The organism is Gottfriedia acidiceleris (assembly GCF_036421055.1).
GTDB lineage: Bacteria > Bacillota > Bacilli > Bacillales > Bacillaceae_G > Gottfriedia > Gottfriedia acidiceleris_C.
In genome coordinates, this window is the sequence record NZ_JAZGQS010000012.1 from 110,596 (window position 1) to 127,722 (window position 17,127).

Here is a 17,127-nt window from a genome sequence, read left to right on the forward strand (position 1 = left end):
AAGAGGTGAATTTAATGTTTATTTTTTTGGTATTTTAATTGTTATTTGGTAATAGTCATCATGTTCTTCTTCTTGACTATCAATATTCATGCCTGTTTTAGTAACCATCTGTAAAGATTCACGGATCGTGTTCATCGCAATTCTAATGTCTTTACTAATGGCCTTAAATTTACGTTTAGCCTTCGGTTTTTTCTCGGTAAGTAATGTAATTACCCGTTCTTCAGTTTGTTTTACATTTAACTGTTTTTCAATTATTTCATGAAGAAGAGTAATTTGTAGTTGAGGTAACTTTAATGGAATAAGTGCTCGTGCATGACGTTCCGTAATCGACTTATCCAATAATGCTTGTTGTATTTCCCCAGGAAGTTTTAACAATCTCAGTTTATTTGCAACAGTTGACTGGCCTTTACCTAGTCGCTGAGCTAGAGCCTCTTGAGTTAAGTTATGTAAATCAATTAGTTTTTGGTAAGCTACGGCTTCTTCAAAAGGAGATAGTTCTTCACGTTGTAAGTTTTCAATCAGAGCAACGGAGGCAGTCTCTGTATCGTTAAATGTTTTCACAATTGCAGGAATTGTATCCCAACCTAACGATGAAACAGCTCTGAATCTTCTTTCCCCGGCAATTATTTCATAAAAGTTTGGTCTAATTTCCCTAACAACAATTGGCTGAATAATACCATGAGTTCGAATCGTTAGCGCTAGTTCTTTAATTTTTTCATCATCAAAGAATGTTCTAGGCTGATACTGATTCGGTACAATGTCTGATACTGGAATTTGGCGAATAACTTCATTACTCGAAACCGAATCTTCATTAATTTCTTTTTCTGATAAGCCAAATAACCTAGATAATGTGCTTTTCAATGTGATTCCCACCCTTTTAGAATTTCGTTCACAATAGGTAAACATAACAAATGTTTCACGTGAAACATTTGTTAGTTTATCATATTAAACCTCTAATGGTTCTTTACCAGGGGTACCCGGTTTGCGAGGGTACTTCGTTGGCGTTTTACGTTTCTTTTCTACTATAACAATATTTCGATCACTGTCTTCGCTTGGGAGAGTGAAGTGATTAATTGATTTAACTTCTCCACCAAGTGTTTTTATAGCATAATTTGCTTTATCCAACTCTTCTTGACCTGCCGCACCCTTAAGTGCAACAAAATGGCCATTTTGTCTAACAAGTGGTAAGCATAATTCAGTTAAAACAGACATTCTAGCAACCGCTCTAGCAGTTACAACATCGAAAGATTCTCTCATACCAGTTCTTTTAGCAAAAGTTTCTGCTCGATCATGAATAAATGATACATTCTCTAATTGTAATTCCTTCGCTAAATGGTTTAGAAATGTAATTCTTTTTTGAAGGGAGTCTACGATCGTTAATTTGATAGATGGGAAACATATTTTGATTGGGATAGAGGGGAAGCCCGCTCCTGCACCGATATCACACAAGGTAATTTCATCAGCGAAGTCGAAATAAAAGGCAGCGCTAATGGAATCATAAAAATGCTTTAAATATACTTCGTCTTCTTCTGTAATAGCAGTTAAGTTCATTTTATTGTTCCACTCAACTAATGTGTGAAAATATATATCAAATTGTTTTAATTGAAAATCAGACAAATGGATTCCTTTATCTTTAAGAGCAGCGATAAATTGTTCTTTATTCACTTGTAATACCCCTATCTATTATTAGTTCGATATTCTTGCAATTTTTCCTTGTTCTAAATAAACAAGTAGAATTGAAATATCTGCTGGATTAACACCAGATATACGAGAAGCTTGACCTACTGATAGAGGGCGCACTTGCTCAAGCTTTTGTCTTGCTTCAGTAGCAAGGCCGTGAATAGCTTGATAATCGATATTTTCAGGGATTTTCTTTAAATCCATTCTTTTCATACGTTCTACTTGATTTAATGATTTTTCAATATAACCTTCATACTTAATTTGTATTTCAACTTGTTCTTTAACATCTGGATGTAATTCTTTTTCAGATGGAGCAAGAAGATGGATATGCTCATAAAGCATTTCAGGACGTCGCAAAAGATCTGCTGCACGAATGCCATCTTTCAGTTCGCTACCACCTACTTTTGCAATTAATTCCTGTACTTCTTTTGTAGGTCTTAATTGTGTTGCTTTTAAACGCTCTATTTCTTCTTCAATTAACATTTTCTTTTGTTCAAACTCTGCATATCTTTCATCATTTATTAAACCAAGTTTTTTGCCGATTTTAGTTAAACGTAAATCAGCATTATCGTGACGTAATAATAAACGATATTCTGCTCTAGAAGTAAGAAGACGGTATGGTTCATTTGTTCCTTTAGTTACCAGGTCATCTATTAAAACGCCAATGTAAGCTTCAGAACGATCTAAAATTAACTCTTCTTTATCTAGTGAACGACATGCAGCGTTAATTCCTGCGATTAAACCTTGACCCGCTGCTTCTTCATAACCTGAAGTTCCGTTAATTTGACCTGCAGTATACAGATTCTTAATTTGTTTAAGTTCCAATGTTGGCCATAATTGAGTTGGTACAATCGCATCATATTCAATTGCATATCCAGTTCTCATCATTTGAACATTCTCAAGACCTGCAATTGAACGAAGCATCTTTTCTTGTACATCTTCTGGTAAACTAGTTGATAATCCTTGTACATAAACTTCTTGAGTATTTCTTCCTTCTGGCTCTAAGAAAATTTGATGTCTTGGTTTATCATTAAATCGGACAACTTTATCCTCAATAGAAGGACAATAACGTGGCCCAGTACCTTTAATCATACCAGAGTACATCGGCGAACGGTGTAAGTTATCGTCGATGATTTGATGTGTAGTTTCACTTGTATAAGTTAACCAACAAGGAATTTGTTCTGTTTCAACTGGTTCTGTTTCGAATGAAAATGCACGAGGTACATCATCGCCAGGTTGTATTTCTGTTTTTGAATAATCGATGCTATGACTATTTACTCGAGGAGGGGTACCTGTTTTAAAACGAACAAGTTCTATTCCTAATTCCTCTAAGTGCTCAGAAAGCTTAATTGCTGGTTGTTGGTTATTAGGACCACTTGAGTATTTTAATTCTCCTACAATAATTTCTCCGCGTAAAAAAGTACCAGTTGTAATGACAACTGTTTTTGAACGATAAATTGCACCAGTTTGTGTAATTACACCTGTGCATTGTCCATCTTCTACAATTAATCTTTCTACTAATCCTTGCTTTAGTGTTAGATTCTCAGTGTTTTCAATCGTTTTCTTTAATTCATGTTGATAAGCAAATTTATCCGCTTGAGCACGCAATGCGCGTACTGCCGGACCTTTACCTGTATTTAACATTCTCATTTGAATATGTGTTTTATCGATATTTCGACCCATTTCACCGCCAAGTGCATCAATTTCACGTACAACAATCCCCTTGGCAGGACCACCTACTGATGGGTTACAAGGCATAAATGCAACCATATCAAGATTTATTGTTAGCATTAGTGTTTTTGCACCCATTCGAGCTGCTGACAAACCGGCTTCACACCCGGCGTGACCAGCTCCAATAACGATTACATCATAATTGCCTGCTTCAAAACTCATCTTTTCTCCTCCTAACCATTTTATTTTCCTAAACAGAATTGAGAAAATAGCTGGTTGATTAAACTTTCCTGAACTGTATCTCCAACGATTTCACCTAATAATTCCCATGCTCTTGTTAAGTCAATCTGTACTAAGTCAATCGGCATACCATTTTTCATGGCCTCAATTGCGTCATTAATTGTCTGTTCTGATTGTTTTAATAGCGCTATATGTCTAGCATTAGATAAATAAGTTAAATCTTGTGCCTCAATTTGCCCTTCAAAATATAAGTTGGCTATTGCTTTTTCTAAATCATCAATTCCTTTTTCTTCTTTTAAGGAAGTTGTCACAATTGTAGCATTACCAACTAACGCCTTTACTGCATTCATATCAAGTTTTTGTGACAAATCAGTTTTGTTAATGATCACAATTACGTCTTTACCGCTCATTTCTTCAAATAATTTACGGTCTTCTTCACTTAATTGCTCATTATTATTTAAAACAAATAAAACTAAGTCAGCTAAATTCAATACTTTTTTAGATCTTTCAACACCGATTGCTTCTACAACATCCTTAGTTTCACGAATACCAGCTGTATCAATTAGGCGTAATGGCACACCTTTTACATTTACGTATTCTTCAATAACATCACGCGTTGTCCCTGGAATATCAGTAACAATTGCTTTGCTTTCTTGGACAAGTGTGTTTAAAAGAGACGATTTCCCGACATTAGGTCTCCCTATAATGACAGTAGATAGTCCTTCACGTAAAATTTTACCTTGTTTTGATGTTTCTAGCAGTTTTTGTATCTCAACCCGAACTGTTTTTGCTTTTTCAATTAAAACAGTATTGGTCATTTCTTCAACATCATCATATTCAGGGTAATCAATATTTACTTCAATATGGGCTAAAATTTCAAGTAATGTTTGTCTTAAGCTATTAACTAACTTAGACAATCGACCTTCTACTTGGTTCATCGCAATCGCCATTGCTCTGTCAGTCTTCGAACGGATTAAATCCATTACTGCTTCGGCCTGAGATAGGTCGATGCGTCCATTAAGAAATGCTCTTTTTGTAAATTCACCAGGCTCCGCTAATCTAGCCCCTTGTGATAGTACTAATTCAAGTACTTTATTAACTGAAAAAATTCCACCATGACAATTTATTTCGACAACATCTTCACGTGTAAACGTTTTTGGTGCCCTTAAGATCGAGACCATAACTTCCTCAACAGTATTTCCGGAACTTGGATCGACTAAATGTCCGTAATGAATTGTGTGTGAATCTACTCTATTTAAATCTTTTTCTTTAAATAATTTATTCGCTATTTGAACAGCTTCATCGCCACTTAATCGAACGATGGCAATTGCACCTTCGCCTTTTGGTGTCGATATGGCTGTAATTGTATCGAATTCCATCAAAAAATCACCTCGGAGCATGTTAAATAAAAGTTAACATGTTACTTCTAAATCTATAGCATAGCATAAAGAATTTTATAATTGAATGTTTTTATATTATAACCGTACGAAACTACAAGTAAACTTAAATGACTTGAATGAAGAACATTAAAAAACCAATTAAGGCTTAGCCCTTAATTGGTTTCTTTAAATCTATAACTAATTGACGATGCGGATCTTGACCTACAGACTTCGTAGAGATATTCGGCATATCTGTCAGTATATGATGTATAATTTTTCTTTCAAAAGAAGGCATTGGCTCTAGAGAGATCGCTTTTCTTGTTTTTAAAACTGTTTGAGCAGTCTTTTTTGCAAGAATTTCTAGCGATTCCTTACGTTTTAATCGATAATTCTCTGCGTCAACGACAACATGAATCAATTGTTTTGAATGACGATTTACAAATGTTTGAACTAAGAATTGAAGAGCATTTAAAGTATTACCTCTTTTTCCAATAATAAGAGCAACTTTATCACCCTTTATTGTAAATAAGAAGGTTTGTTCCTTAGTACCTTGTAATTCGAAATTTACATCTGCAGATTCATCAAGACTTTTAACAATATTTAAAAGGTAGTCGTATGCTTTTTCGATTAAAGTCTTCTTTTTAACAACTAATACTTTAGCAGGTTTAGCACCAAATCCTAAAAATCCTTTTTTGCCGTCTTCGATTACTGTAATTTCTACGTCTTCTTCTGTTGAACTAAGTTGCTGAAGTGCTATTTGAACTGCTTGTTCGATTGTTTGACCAGTAGCAGTTACTTCTCTCACTTACTAGCCCCTCCTACATTGTTATTTTTAACGGTAGTATTACCTCTATTAACAAATAATGTTTGAAGAATCATAAATGTATTACCAACTACCCAATATAAAGCTAAAGCAGATGGTAGTCTAACAGCAAATATTAAAATCATGATTGGCATAACATAAAGCATGATTTTCATTTGTTGAGCAGCAGGTCCTGTCATTGAACCAGTACTCATTGATACCTTTTGTTGAATGAAAGTTGTAATACCAGCGATGATTGGTAAAGCATAAATTGGATCTGGGTGTCCTAATTGGAACCATAAGAAGTCATGTGCTTTAATTTCCATTGTTCTCATAATCGCATGGTAGAAAGCAATTAAAATTGGCATTTGAATAAAAATTGGTAAGCAACCAGATAGTGGGTTTACACCATGTTGTTGGTACAACTTCATTGTTTCTTCATTTAATTTTTGGACAGTTTTTTGATCCTTAGAAGAATATTTTTCTTTAAGTTTGGCCATTTCAGGCTGGATTGATTGCATCGCTTTCGTGCTTTTAATTTGTTTAATCATTAACGGTAGTAATGCTAAACGGATTAAAAGTGTTACGACGATAATCGACATTCCATAACTTCCACCAAAAATTTTAGATACAGCTGTGATTAACCATGATAGTGGATAAACGAAATACTCATTCCAAATCCCCGTACTTTCAGATGTAATCGGTTGGTTTGTTTGCGAACATCCAGCTAAAACGACTACTAATAAAAGAACTGTAACTAGCAATTGGTACTTCTTAGTCTTCAAACTAGTTCCTCCTTTAAGAAGTTACATTTAAATATGTAATTACTTAATTTGTTTTTTATCTAATTTATGTTTTGAATCACGTATTTTAAGCGCTTCCGCCCTTTTCAACACATGAATTAAACTTTTTTTAAATTCATTAAAAGGTAGATCAGTACAGGGCTTTCTTGCGATTACAACATAATCCATATTCACACGAAGATCATCACTTAATTCAGTAAGAGCTTGTCTTATATACCGCTTAATATGATTTCTTTCTACAGCATTACCTAACTTCTTACTAACAGATAATCCTATACGAAATTGCTTTTGATCTTCCTTTTTTAATGTATAGATTACAAATTGTCGATTTGCAGTTGACGATCCCTCTTGAAAAACGCGACTAAAATCTGCATTCTTTTTTATTCTGTTTTTCTTGTTCATGTTCTACTGACACCTCAAATGATTCCTTCAATTATCATAACAATTTTTTTATAAAAAATGAGGCCTTTTTTACTTACAAATTGTGACATAAAAGCAAAAAAGACCTTCTTATTAGTGAAAAAGACCACTGTTGACAGTGGCCTACGCAGATAATACTTTTCTTCCTTTACGACGACGAGCAGCTAGAACTTTACGTCCATTTGCAGTGCTCATACGGCTACGGAAACCATGTACTTTGCTGCGTTTACGTTTGTTTGGTTGAAATGTTCTTTTCATTATATGACACCTCCCTGAGGAATTACTGTAATAGACAGTCCTATAAATTATAAAGAATAACTACTATTAATGTCAATGTAAGATGTTAAATCATGATGAATAATTATTTCCAAATTGTGAAGAATGGTTGATCCAGTGAGTTTTAATCAGAAAAAAATAAAAGAAAGTCACCTATTTAATAAAAGAAATGTGGTTACTCCTATCATTTCCCTTCAATAAATTTATAAACGATTAATCCTAGCAAAAAAGATGGTGTCGAAAGATTTTTTAAAACACACATTTAAGTGAATAAAAAAATCTACAAAAAACTACTACTACCCCTTTTACTAAAATTGTTAAGTGCTCTGTGGATAATATTTTTCTACACATTTTTTCCCCACAACAGTTACTGACAACTTTTACACAAGTTCTTTTTCTGTGGACAATTTTTTTGAACAAGTGGATTAGCATGTGGATAACATTAACTACTCATTGAAATAGCTAAAGATTTTTGATATTATTAATTTGTTTTCCACTTTGGACAAGTTGTTTATTATTTTTATTTGTCCACAGATGTTAATAACTTGTGGACAGGTTTTACACTTGTACCATTTTTTAGTTATCCACATAGGTGAATACTGTCAAATAAAGTGGATTTTTGCAGTTTTATAAAATAACGCATATTCAAAGGCATGAATAAAAATAAATACTTAATTTATGCGCTTGTACAAAACTTGGACAAGCTTTGTAAGGAGGGATTACTGTTTGGAGAATATAGGGGATCTGTGGTCCAGGGTTCTAGCAGAAATAGAAAAAAAAATTAGTAAACCAAGCTTTGAAACATGGCTAAAATCAACAAAGGCATTTTCTTTGAAGAATGATACTTTAACAATTATTGCCCCAAATGAATTCGCCCGTGATTGGCTTGAGTCAAAGTATTCATCATTGATTATGGATACAGTATTAGAAATAACTGGAGCGGAATTAGAAATCAAATTTATCCTTCCTCAAAATCATGTAGAAGAAATAGAGATGAATATACCGGCAGTTAAGGCAAAAGTTAAATTTGAGGAACCAGTAGAGTTCGGACAAAGTATGTTAAACCCTAAATATACTTTTGATACATTCGTAATTGGTTCAGGTAACCGTTTTGCACACGCAGCATCTTTAGCCGTTGCTGAGGCGCCAGCAAAAGCCTATAACCCGCTATTTATATATGGGGGAGTTGGGTTAGGGAAAACCCACTTAATGCACGCAATTGGACACTATGTTCTCGAACATAATCCGAATGCAAAAGTCGTTTATTTATCATCAGAGAAGTTTACAAATGAGTTTATTAACTCAATTCGTGATAATAAAGCAATTGAATTTAGAAATAAGTACCGTAATGTAGACGTACTACTTATAGATGATATTCAGTTCTTGGCTGGAAAAGAACAAACTCAAGAAGAATTTTTCCATACTTTTAATACTCTTCATGAAGAAAGTAAGCAAATCGTTATCTCAAGTGACCGACCACCTAAAGAAATTCCTACATTAGAAGATCGACTTCGCTCACGCTTTGAATGGGGCCTTATTACGGATATCACACCACCGGATTTAGAAACTAGGATCGCGATTTTACGTAAAAAAGCTAAGGCTGAAGGGTTAGATATTCCAAATGAGGTAATGTTATATATTGCCAATCAAATTGATACAAACATCCGTGAATTAGAAGGAGCACTTATTCGTGTAGTCGCTTATTCATCATTAATTAATAAGGATATAAACGCTAGTGTGGCCGCTGAAGCCTTAAAGAATTTAATCACAGCAACAAAGCCTAAAACAGTATCAATTCATGACATTCAACGAACAGTTGGAGAATTTTTTAGTATTAAATTAGAAGATTTCAAAGCAAAGAAACGTACAAAATCAGTAGCTTTCCCAAGACAGATTGCGATGTATCTTTCAAGAGAGCTTACAGACCATTCTTTACCTAAAATAGGAGAAGAGTTTGGAGGCCGAGATCATACAACTGTTATTCATGCGCATGAAAAAATTTCAAAACTTATTGAAACTGACTCACAGTTACAATCTCAAATTAAAGAAATCAATGAAAAATTAAATCAGTAGAGTTATATACCTGTGCATAACTTTCTATCTTTTTTACACAGTCTATCCACATGTTGATAGACTTATTTTTCTTTAATAAAATATAGTTATCCACAAATTCACAGGCCCTACTACTATTACTATATTATTTTATAAATTATATAAGGAGTACAAACAATGAAATTTACTGTACAAAAAGATCATCTTGTTAAAGCTGTACAAGAGGTTATGAGAGCTGTTTCATCAAGAACAACTATTCCAATCTTAACTGGAATTAAATTAGTCGTTACAAATGAAGGATTAACTTTCACAGGTAGTGATTCAGATATATCGATAGAATCTTATTTACCAACAGTGTTGGATGATCAACAACTAGTTGATGTAAAAAGAACTGGAAGTATAGTATTAAATGCTCGATATTTTAGTGATATTGTAAAAAAATTACCTTCAGATTTTGTCGAATTAGAATCTGATAATAATTATGTAACAACAATAAGAGCAGGAAAAACTGAGTTTAGCTTAAATGGTTTTGACTCTGAGGAATATCCACTACTTCCTCAAATTGAAGAACATGAAACAATTTCAATTTCTGCAGATTTATTAAAATTTATGATTCGTCAAACAGTATTTGCAGTATCGACTTCAGAGACTAGACCAATTTTAACCGGTGTAAACTGGAAGATCGAAAATGGTGATCTAACATGTATAGCGACAGATAGCCACCGACTAGCTTTAAGACAAGCGAAAATTGATGGAAGTTCTACAACAAGTGAATTTAAAGCTAGCGTAGTAATTCCTGGGAAAAGTTTAAATGAATTAAGTAAAATTCTAGATGACAATGATGAAAAAGTAGAAATTGTCTTAACCGAACATCAAGCTTTATTTAAAACAAAACATCTATTGTTCTTTACTCGATTATTAGAAGGTAATTATCCTGATACATCAAAGTTGATTCCAAGTGAAAGTAAAACAGAACTAACTGTAATGACGAAAGAATTCTTACAAGCTATTGATCGTGCTTCTTTATTAGCAAGGGAAGGTAGAAATAATGTTGTCCACTTAGAAACAGTTGGTAACTCAGTGGTGAATGTTTCTTCTTATTCTCCTGAAATCGGTAAAGTAGTAGACGAAATTGTTTGTGAGGATATCAAAGGTGAAGAGTTAAAAATCTCTTTCAGTGCGAAGTATGTTATGGATGCATTAAAAGCAATTGAAAGCCCAGAAATTTATATTCAATTTACAGGGGCTATGAGACCATTTTTAATTCGTACTGTAAATGATTCAAGAACATTGCAATTAATTTTACCAGTTCGCACATACTAGTTAGTAAATTCTATCGAAAGGGGCTGACCTAATAGAATGTACTAGCAATCTCCAACGAGCAGAATGAATAAAAAATTTATTCTACAAATTTGTTTGGGGAGTGCATAGTACATTTAGGTCAGTCTTTTTGTACTTAATAGACAAAATAAGGGTTAAGTGTTTTTTTTCTTTCAGAAGTTTAGTACAATTAAGGAATGGATAAATGAGGGTGATAAAAAATGAAAACAGAAAAAATTAAAATAAATACAGAATATATTACATTAGGTCAATTTTTAAAGCTTGCGGGTGTAATTGATACAGGCGGAATGGCTAAATGGTTTCTATCGGAGCATGAAATTTTTGTGAACAATGAACCTGAAAACAGAAGAGGAAAAAAATTAGTATTAAATGATACAATTTCTATTACTGGAAAAGGTTCGTATATTATAACTTCATAAGTTTTGGGGGAATCCCATTGTATATTAAGGATTTACAACTAACACAATATCGTAATTATGAAAAACTTGAATTAAATTTTCAAAATAATGTTAATGTCATTATTGGTGAAAATGCTCAAGGAAAAACAAATTTAATGGAATCCATTTATGTGCTAGCTTTAACAAAGTCTCATCGAACAAGTAATGACAAAGAAATGATACGTTGGGATGAAGAATATGGTACAATAAAGGGTACGTTACAGAAAAAAAATCAGCAAGTAACACTACAGCTAATCCTCTCAAAGAAAGGTAAAAAAGCAAAGCTGAACCATCTTGAACAGATGAAGTTAAGTCAATATATAGGCGTGATGAATGTCGTTATGTTTGCACCGGAAGATTTACATTTAGTAAAAGGTAGTCCGCAAGTGCGTCGTAAATTCCTAGATATGGAACTAGGACAAGTTTCGCCAGTTTACCTACATGAACTGAGTCAGTACCAAAGAATCCTCCAACAGCGAAATTCACTATTAAAAACATTACAAACTAGCCGAGATCGGAACTATTTAATGCTTGAAGTCCTAACATCTCAGCTTGTAAAACATGCCGTAAAAATAATTGAAAAACGAATTTCGTTCGTCAAATTACTACAGGATTGGGCATCGCCTATTCATAGTCAGATTTCTAGAGAGACCGAAAAGCTAGAAATTATATATAAACCAAGCATTAATGTATCAGATTTAACAGATTTGACGAAAATGGAAGATGAGTACATAAAACAATTCGAAGCTGAAAAAGAGCGTGAAGTATCAAGAGGTACTACATTGCTTGGTCCGCATAGAGATGACTTGGTCTTTATGGTAAATGGTAAAAACGTTCAAACTTTTGGATCACAAGGACAGCAGCGGACAACAGCTCTTTCATTAAAACTAGCTGAAATTGAACTGATTAAAGAGGAAGTTGGAGAATATCCAATACTTTTATTAGATGATGTTCTTTCAGAGCTAGATGACTATCGTCAAACACACTTATTAAATGCAATTCAAAATAAAGTACAGACTTTTGTCACAACAACAAGTGTCGACGGAATTCAGCACGAAACGATAAAACAAGCTAATATTATAAATGTTTCACATGGAACAATTATAAGTACTTCTCGATAAATAATTTATGAAATTTCTACTACGCCGCCTAATAAGCAAAGCTGAAATTTACTAATTCTTTTATGTAAAATAAAAAAAGTAGGTGAGTGTTCATGACAATGGATCAAAAAATGCAAGAACATAATTATGATGAAAATCAGATACAGGTTCTTGAAGGTTTAGAAGCCGTACGTAAAAGACCGGGTATGTATATCGGTTCTACGAGCGGAAAGGGATTACATCACTTAGTATGGGAAATCGTTGATAACAGTATAGATGAGGCATTGGCTGGATACTGTGATGAGATCAATGTAACAATTGAAGAAGATAATAGTATAACAGTTAAGGATAATGGTCGTGGGATTCCAGTAGGTATCCATGAAAAAATGGGTAGACCTGCACTAGAAGTAATTATGACAGTACTACATGCGGGTGGAAAATTTGGCGGTGGCGGATACAAAGTATCTGGTGGATTACACGGAGTAGGTGCATCAGTAGTAAATGCATTGTCTACTTTACTAGAAGTTCATGTACATCGTGAAGGTAATATTTATTATCAACAATTTTCTAAAGGTATACCTGTTGCAGATATGAGTATCGTCGGTGAGACTGATGTTACGGGTACAATTACTCATTTTAAACCTGATGCAGAAATTTTCACTGAAACGACAGTTTATGACTTTGATACATTAGCAAACCGTTTAAGAGAATTAGCATTCCTTAACAGAGGGATTCGCTTAACAATTGAAGACCGTAGAGAAAATAAACAAAAGAAAGAATTCCATTACGAAGGTGGAATCAAATCTTACGTTGAACACTTAAATCGTTCTAAAGAAGTAATACATGACGAACCAATTTTTGTTATTGGTGAAAAAGATGGAATTAGTGTAGAAATTGCACTTCAATATAACGAAAGCTATACAAGTAATATTTACTCATTCACGAATAATATTAATACACACGAAGGTGGTACACACGAGGTTGGATTTAAAACTGCTTTAACTCGTGTTATTAATGATTATGGTCGTAAAAATGGTCTTATTAAGGATCAAGATAGCAATTTATCGGGCGAGGATGTACGTGAAGGATTAACGGCGATCGTTTCTGTTAAACACCCAGATCCACAGTTTGAGGGACAAACAAAAACTAAGTTAGGTAATAGTGAAGTTCGTACGATTACAGAGCAAATTTTTGGTGAGAACCTTGAAAAGTTTTTATTAGAAAATCCGACAGAAGCTAAAAAAGTAGTAGAAAAAGGTTTAATGGCGGCTAGGGCTCGTGTTGCTGCTAAAAAGGCTCGTGAATTAACAAGAAGAAAAAGTGCTTTAGAAGTCTCAAGTTTACCTGGGAAATTAGCTGATTGTTCTTCAAAAGATTCTTCTATTAGCGAAATTTATATCGTTGAGGGAGACTCAGCGGGCGGAAGTGCTAAACAAGGACGAGACCGTCACTTCCAAGCTATTCTTCCTTTACGTGGAAAAATTATTAATGTAGAAAAGGCTCGACTAGATAAAATTTTATCCAATAACGAGGTTCGTTCAATGATAACTGCTTTTGGTACCGGAATCGGTGAAGACTTCGATATTGAGAAAGCACGATATCATAAAATTATATTGATGACGGATGCTGATGTTGATGGTGCCCACATCCGTACTTTATTGTTAACGTTCTTATATCGTTATATGCGTCAAATCATTGAAAGTGGTTATATTTATATTGCCCAGCCACCTTTATATAAGATACAACAAGGGAAGAAAGTACAATATGCTTATAATGATCGACAAATGGAAGAAATTATGTCGACTTTAAATGCAGTACCAAAACCTGTTATCCAACGATATAAAGGTCTAGGTGAAATGAACCCTGAACAGTTGTGGGAAACTACAATGAATCCAGAGACTAGAACGTTACTACAAGTTAATCTTCAAGATGCAATCGAAGCGGATGAAACGTTTGAAACATTAATGGGTGAAAAAGTAGAACCAAGACGTAACTTTATTCAAGATAACGCTAAGTATGTTAAGAACTTAGATATTTAACAAGTATTTGTAAGGAGCATTATGCTCCTTTTCTCAGGTTACGGAAACTAAAGGGAGGTGCCTATGTTGAGTGAAAATCAACAAATTAAAGAAATAAATATTAGTCATGAAATGCGTAATTCCTTCCTAGATTATGCAATGAGTGTAATTGTTTCTCGAGCGTTACCAGATGTACGAGACGGCCTAAAGCCTGTTCATAGAAGAATTTTATATGCAATGAATGATTTGGGTATGACAGCTGATAAAGCTTATAAAAAGTCAGCGCGTATCGTTGGTGAAGTAATCGGTAAATATCACCCACATGGTGACTCTGCTGTATATGAAACTATGGTACGTATGGCTCAAGATTTTAACTTCAGATATATGTTAGTAGATGGCCATGGGAATTTCGGATCAGTTGATGGAGACGCAGCAGCGGCGATGCGTTATACAGAGGCTAGAATGTCTAAAATTTCGATGGAATTGATTCGTGATATTAATAAAAATACGATTGATTATCAAGATAACTATGATGGTTCAGAAAGAGAGCCAATCGTTCTTCCTGCACGTTTCCCTAACTTGTTAGTAAACGGAGCAACGGGTATAGCGGTTGGTATGGCTACGAATATTCCTCCGCACCAATTAGGTGAAGTAATTGATGGGGTACTTGCATTAAGTAAAGAGCCAGAAATCACGACACAAGAATTAATGGAATATATACAAGGTCCAGATTTTCCTACGTCAGGTATGATTCTAGGAAAAAGTGGTATTCGCAAGGCCTATGAAACTGGTAAAGGGTCTATCATTATCAGAGCAAAAGTTGAAATTGAAGAAAAAGCAAATGGTAGACAAACAATTATCGTTACAGAGTTACCGTATCAAGTAAATAAAGCTAAGCTTGTTGAACGTATTGCTGAACTAGTTCGAGATAAGAAAATAGAAGGTATTACAGATTTACGCGATGAATCTGATCGAAATGGTATGCGTATTGTCATTGAAGTTAGAAGAGACGCGAACGCAAATGTACTTTTAAATAATTTATATAAACAAACAGCTCTTCAAACAAGTTTTGGTATTAATTTATTAGCACTTGTAAATGGTGAACCAAAAGTTCTATCTTTAAAGAGTTGTTTAAAACACTATTTAGATCATCAAATTGTTGTTATTAAACGTAGAACACAGTTTGAGTTAGAAAAAGCAGAAGCACGTGCACATATTTTAGAAGGTTTGAAGGTTGCTTTAGACCATTTGGATGCTGTTATTAGCTTAATTAGAGCTTCTCAAACAGGAGAAATCGCTAAAAATGGTTTAATGGAAACATTTAATTTATCTGAAAAGCAAGCTCAAGCAATCTTAGATATGAGGTTACAACGTTTAACTGGATTAGAGCGTGAAAAAATCGAGGAAGAATACCAAGAGCTAATCAAGTTAATTGCAGAATTAAAAGCAATTCTTGCGGATGAGGAAAGAGTTCTTGAAATTATTCGAGAAGAATTAACTCAGTTAAAAGAACAGTATAATGATAAACGAAGAACAGCAATTGTTCCTGGTGGAGTTGAAATCATTGAAGATGAAGATTTAATACCAGTAGAGAATATCATTGTAAGTTTAACTCATAATGGATATATTAAACGTCTTCCAGTTTCTACTTACCGATCTCAACGTAGAGGTGGGCGCGGTATTCAAGGAATGGGTACTAATGATGATGACTTCTTAGAACACTTACTAACACCTTCAACACATGATACAATTTTATTCTTTACGAATAAGGGGAAAGTATACCGTTCAAAAGGTTATGAGATTCCAGAGTATAGTCGTACAGCTAAAGGATTACCTATCGTAAACTTACTAGAAATTGACCGAGATGAAAATATTAACGCTATTATCCCAGTAAGTGAATTTTTAGAGGATTGGTACTTATTCTTTACTACAAAACAAGGAATAGCAAAGCGTGTACCTTTATCTGCCTTTGCAAACATTCGTACTAACGGATTAATTGCAATTAATTTAAAAGAAGATGATGACGTAATATCGGTACGTCTAACTGATGGTACAAAAGATATTGTTGTTGGTACTTCAAAAGGTATGATGATTCGTTTTAATGAAGAAGATGTTAGATCAATGGGAAGAACGGCTACGGGTGTTAAAGCAATTACACTTTCTGACGATGATTATGTTGTAGGAATGGAAGTCGTTGAAGAACACTTAGATATTCTTGTTGTTACGGAACTAGGTTATGGTAAGCGAACTGCACAGGAAGAATACCGAATTCAAAGTCGTGGTGGTAAAGGTCTAAAAACGCTTAATGTGACAGATAAAAACGGTAAAATGATTTCATTAAAATGTGTAAGTGACGAACAGGATTTAATGTTAATTACTGAGTCTGGCGTAATGATCCGTATGCCAATTGACCAAATATCACGTTTAGGTCGAGTTACTCAAGGTGTTAAATTAATAAAACTTGATCAAGAAGGTCATGTTGCAACTGTAGCAATTGCGGCAAAAGAAGAAGAGGTAATTGATGAAGAGGCTGAAAATGAAGCTGATGAAGCAACGACTCTTGAAAACGAAGATGAGATTGAAACAACAGAAGAATAATTGAGCGGTGACTAGTAGAGAGAACGATTAGGTTCTCTCTTTTTTTGACTGTATACTGGTGAACCAATCCAGTTAGAAAGAGTAAGCACCGGAAATACTTTTTACAATTGATTATGATTTTACTAATTTTATTAGTATATTGTTTTTTCTACTTTATGAAAGGGATAAAATACTTGAAATGAAGGAGAATTTAATGGAACGTAATGTTTTAGATTTTTTTTTTTGAAATTATATTATAAAAACTATTGACCAGGGTATTTAGATTTGTTATTATATAGAGGTCGCCAAGAGATATGGACGACAAAATGAA

At 33.9% G+C, this 17,127-nt stretch carries 14 protein-coding genes; 6 read left to right on the forward strand and 8 right to left on the reverse strand.

Annotated features, from left to right (window positions below; translation table 11 throughout):
* Positions 1–18: 18 nt before the first annotated feature.
* From noc to rpmH, 8 genes are all read right to left on the reverse strand, one after another.
* Entirely contained in the window at positions 19–861 is an 843-nt protein-coding gene (gene noc, locus RAH41_RS17825; protein ID WP_331224381.1) for a nucleoid occlusion protein, read from the reverse strand.
* Positions 862–945: 84 nt separating this feature from the next.
* Positions 946–1,665 (reverse strand): 16S rRNA (guanine(527)-N(7))-methyltransferase RsmG, encoded by a 720-nt coding sequence (gene rsmG, locus RAH41_RS17830; RefSeq protein WP_248267528.1) that lies wholly within the window; start codon positions 1,663–1,665, stop codon positions 946–948.
* Positions 1,666–1,686: 21 nt separating this feature from the next.
* Entirely contained in the window at positions 1,687–3,573 is a 1,887-nt protein-coding gene (gene mnmG / locus RAH41_RS17835; protein ID WP_331224384.1) for a tRNA uridine-5-carboxymethylaminomethyl(34) synthesis enzyme MnmG, read from the reverse strand.
* A gap of 20 nt (positions 3,574–3,593) precedes the next feature.
* Positions 3,594–4,970, reverse strand: coding sequence for a tRNA uridine-5-carboxymethylaminomethyl(34) synthesis GTPase MnmE (mnmE, locus tag RAH41_RS17840; protein WP_331224385.1), 1,377 nt, complete (start codon positions 4,968–4,970; stop codon positions 3,594–3,596).
* Between the two features lie 166 nt (positions 4,971–5,136).
* Positions 5,137–5,775, reverse strand: a complete 639-nt coding sequence (jag, locus tag RAH41_RS17845) for an RNA-binding cell elongation regulator Jag/EloR (protein WP_331224387.1) — start codon at positions 5,773–5,775, stop codon at positions 5,137–5,139.
* Positions 5,772–6,557, reverse strand: a complete 786-nt coding sequence (gene spoIIIJ / locus RAH41_RS17850) for a YidC family membrane integrase SpoIIIJ (RefSeq protein WP_069033639.1) — start codon at positions 6,555–6,557, stop codon at positions 5,772–5,774. Before spoIIIJ ends, jag begins: the two co-directional genes overlap by 4 nt.
* 39 nt (positions 6,558–6,596) lie before the next feature.
* Positions 6,597–6,977: a ribonuclease P protein component gene (gene rnpA / locus RAH41_RS17855; RefSeq protein ID WP_331224388.1), complete on the reverse strand. Its 381-nt coding sequence runs from the start codon at positions 6,975–6,977 to the stop codon at positions 6,597–6,599.
* 141 nt (positions 6,978–7,118) lie between these two features.
* Positions 7,119–7,253, reverse strand: coding sequence for a 50S ribosomal protein L34 (rpmH, locus tag RAH41_RS17860; protein ID WP_056467137.1), 135 nt, complete (start codon positions 7,251–7,253; stop codon positions 7,119–7,121).
* Positions 7,254–7,997: 744 nt separating this feature from the next.
* On the opposite strand from rpmH, the gene dnaA reads away from it, so the two are divergent.
* From dnaA to gyrA, 6 genes are all read left to right on the forward strand, one after another.
* Positions 7,998–9,344, forward strand: a complete 1,347-nt coding sequence (gene dnaA, locus RAH41_RS17865) for a chromosomal replication initiator protein DnaA (RefSeq protein ID WP_114344909.1) — start codon at positions 7,998–8,000, stop codon at positions 9,342–9,344.
* Between the two features lie 156 nt (positions 9,345–9,500).
* Positions 9,501–10,646, forward strand: coding sequence for a DNA polymerase III subunit beta (gene dnaN / locus RAH41_RS17870; RefSeq protein ID WP_331224391.1), 1,146 nt, complete (start codon positions 9,501–9,503; stop codon positions 10,644–10,646).
* A 218-nt stretch (positions 10,647–10,864) separates the two neighbouring features.
* Positions 10,865–11,083, forward strand: a complete 219-nt coding sequence (yaaA, locus tag RAH41_RS17875; protein ID WP_331224393.1) for a S4 domain-containing protein YaaA — start codon at positions 10,865–10,867, stop codon at positions 11,081–11,083.
* 17 nt (positions 11,084–11,100) lie between these two features.
* Positions 11,101–12,222 (forward strand): DNA replication/repair protein RecF, encoded by a 1,122-nt coding sequence (gene recF, locus RAH41_RS17880; protein WP_331224395.1) that lies wholly within the window; start codon positions 11,101–11,103, stop codon positions 12,220–12,222.
* Positions 12,223–12,320: 98 nt separating this feature from the next.
* Complete coding sequence (gene gyrB, locus RAH41_RS17885; protein WP_331224407.1) at positions 12,321–14,240, forward strand: DNA topoisomerase (ATP-hydrolyzing) subunit B; 1,920 nt, start codon at positions 12,321–12,323, stop codon at positions 14,238–14,240.
* Between the two features lie 66 nt (positions 14,241–14,306).
* A complete protein-coding gene (gyrA, locus tag RAH41_RS17890) occupies positions 14,307–16,817 on the forward strand; it encodes a DNA gyrase subunit A (RefSeq protein ID WP_331224409.1) in 2,511 nt (836 codons plus the stop codon).
* The last annotated feature ends 310 nt before the right edge of the window (positions 16,818–17,127 follow it).

Bases quoted from the DNA above. Each gene is read 5' to 3' on its own strand.
- gyrB (WP_331224407.1), top strand. From the start codon at position 12,321: ATGGATCAAAAAATGCAAGAACATAATTATGATGAAAATCAGATACAG.
- dnaN (WP_331224391.1), top strand. From the start codon at position 9,501: ATGAAATTTACTGTACAAAAAGATCATCTTGTTAAAGCTGTACAAGAG.
- yaaA (WP_331224393.1), top strand. From the start codon at position 10,865: ATGAAAACAGAAAAAATTAAAATAAATACAGAATATATTACATTAGGT.
- rpmH (WP_056467137.1), bottom strand. From the start codon at position 7,253: ATGAAAAGAACATTTCAACCAAACAAACGTAAACGCAGCAAAGTACAT.
- rnpA (WP_331224388.1), bottom strand. From the start codon at position 6,977: ATGAACAAGAAAAACAGAATAAAAAAGAATGCAGATTTTAGTCGCGTT.
- mnmE (WP_331224385.1), bottom strand. From the start codon at position 4,970: ATGGAATTCGATACAATTACAGCCATATCGACACCAAAAGGCGAAGGT.
- mnmG (WP_331224384.1), bottom strand. From the start codon at position 3,573: ATGAGTTTTGAAGCAGGCAATTATGATGTAATCGTTATTGGAGCTGGT.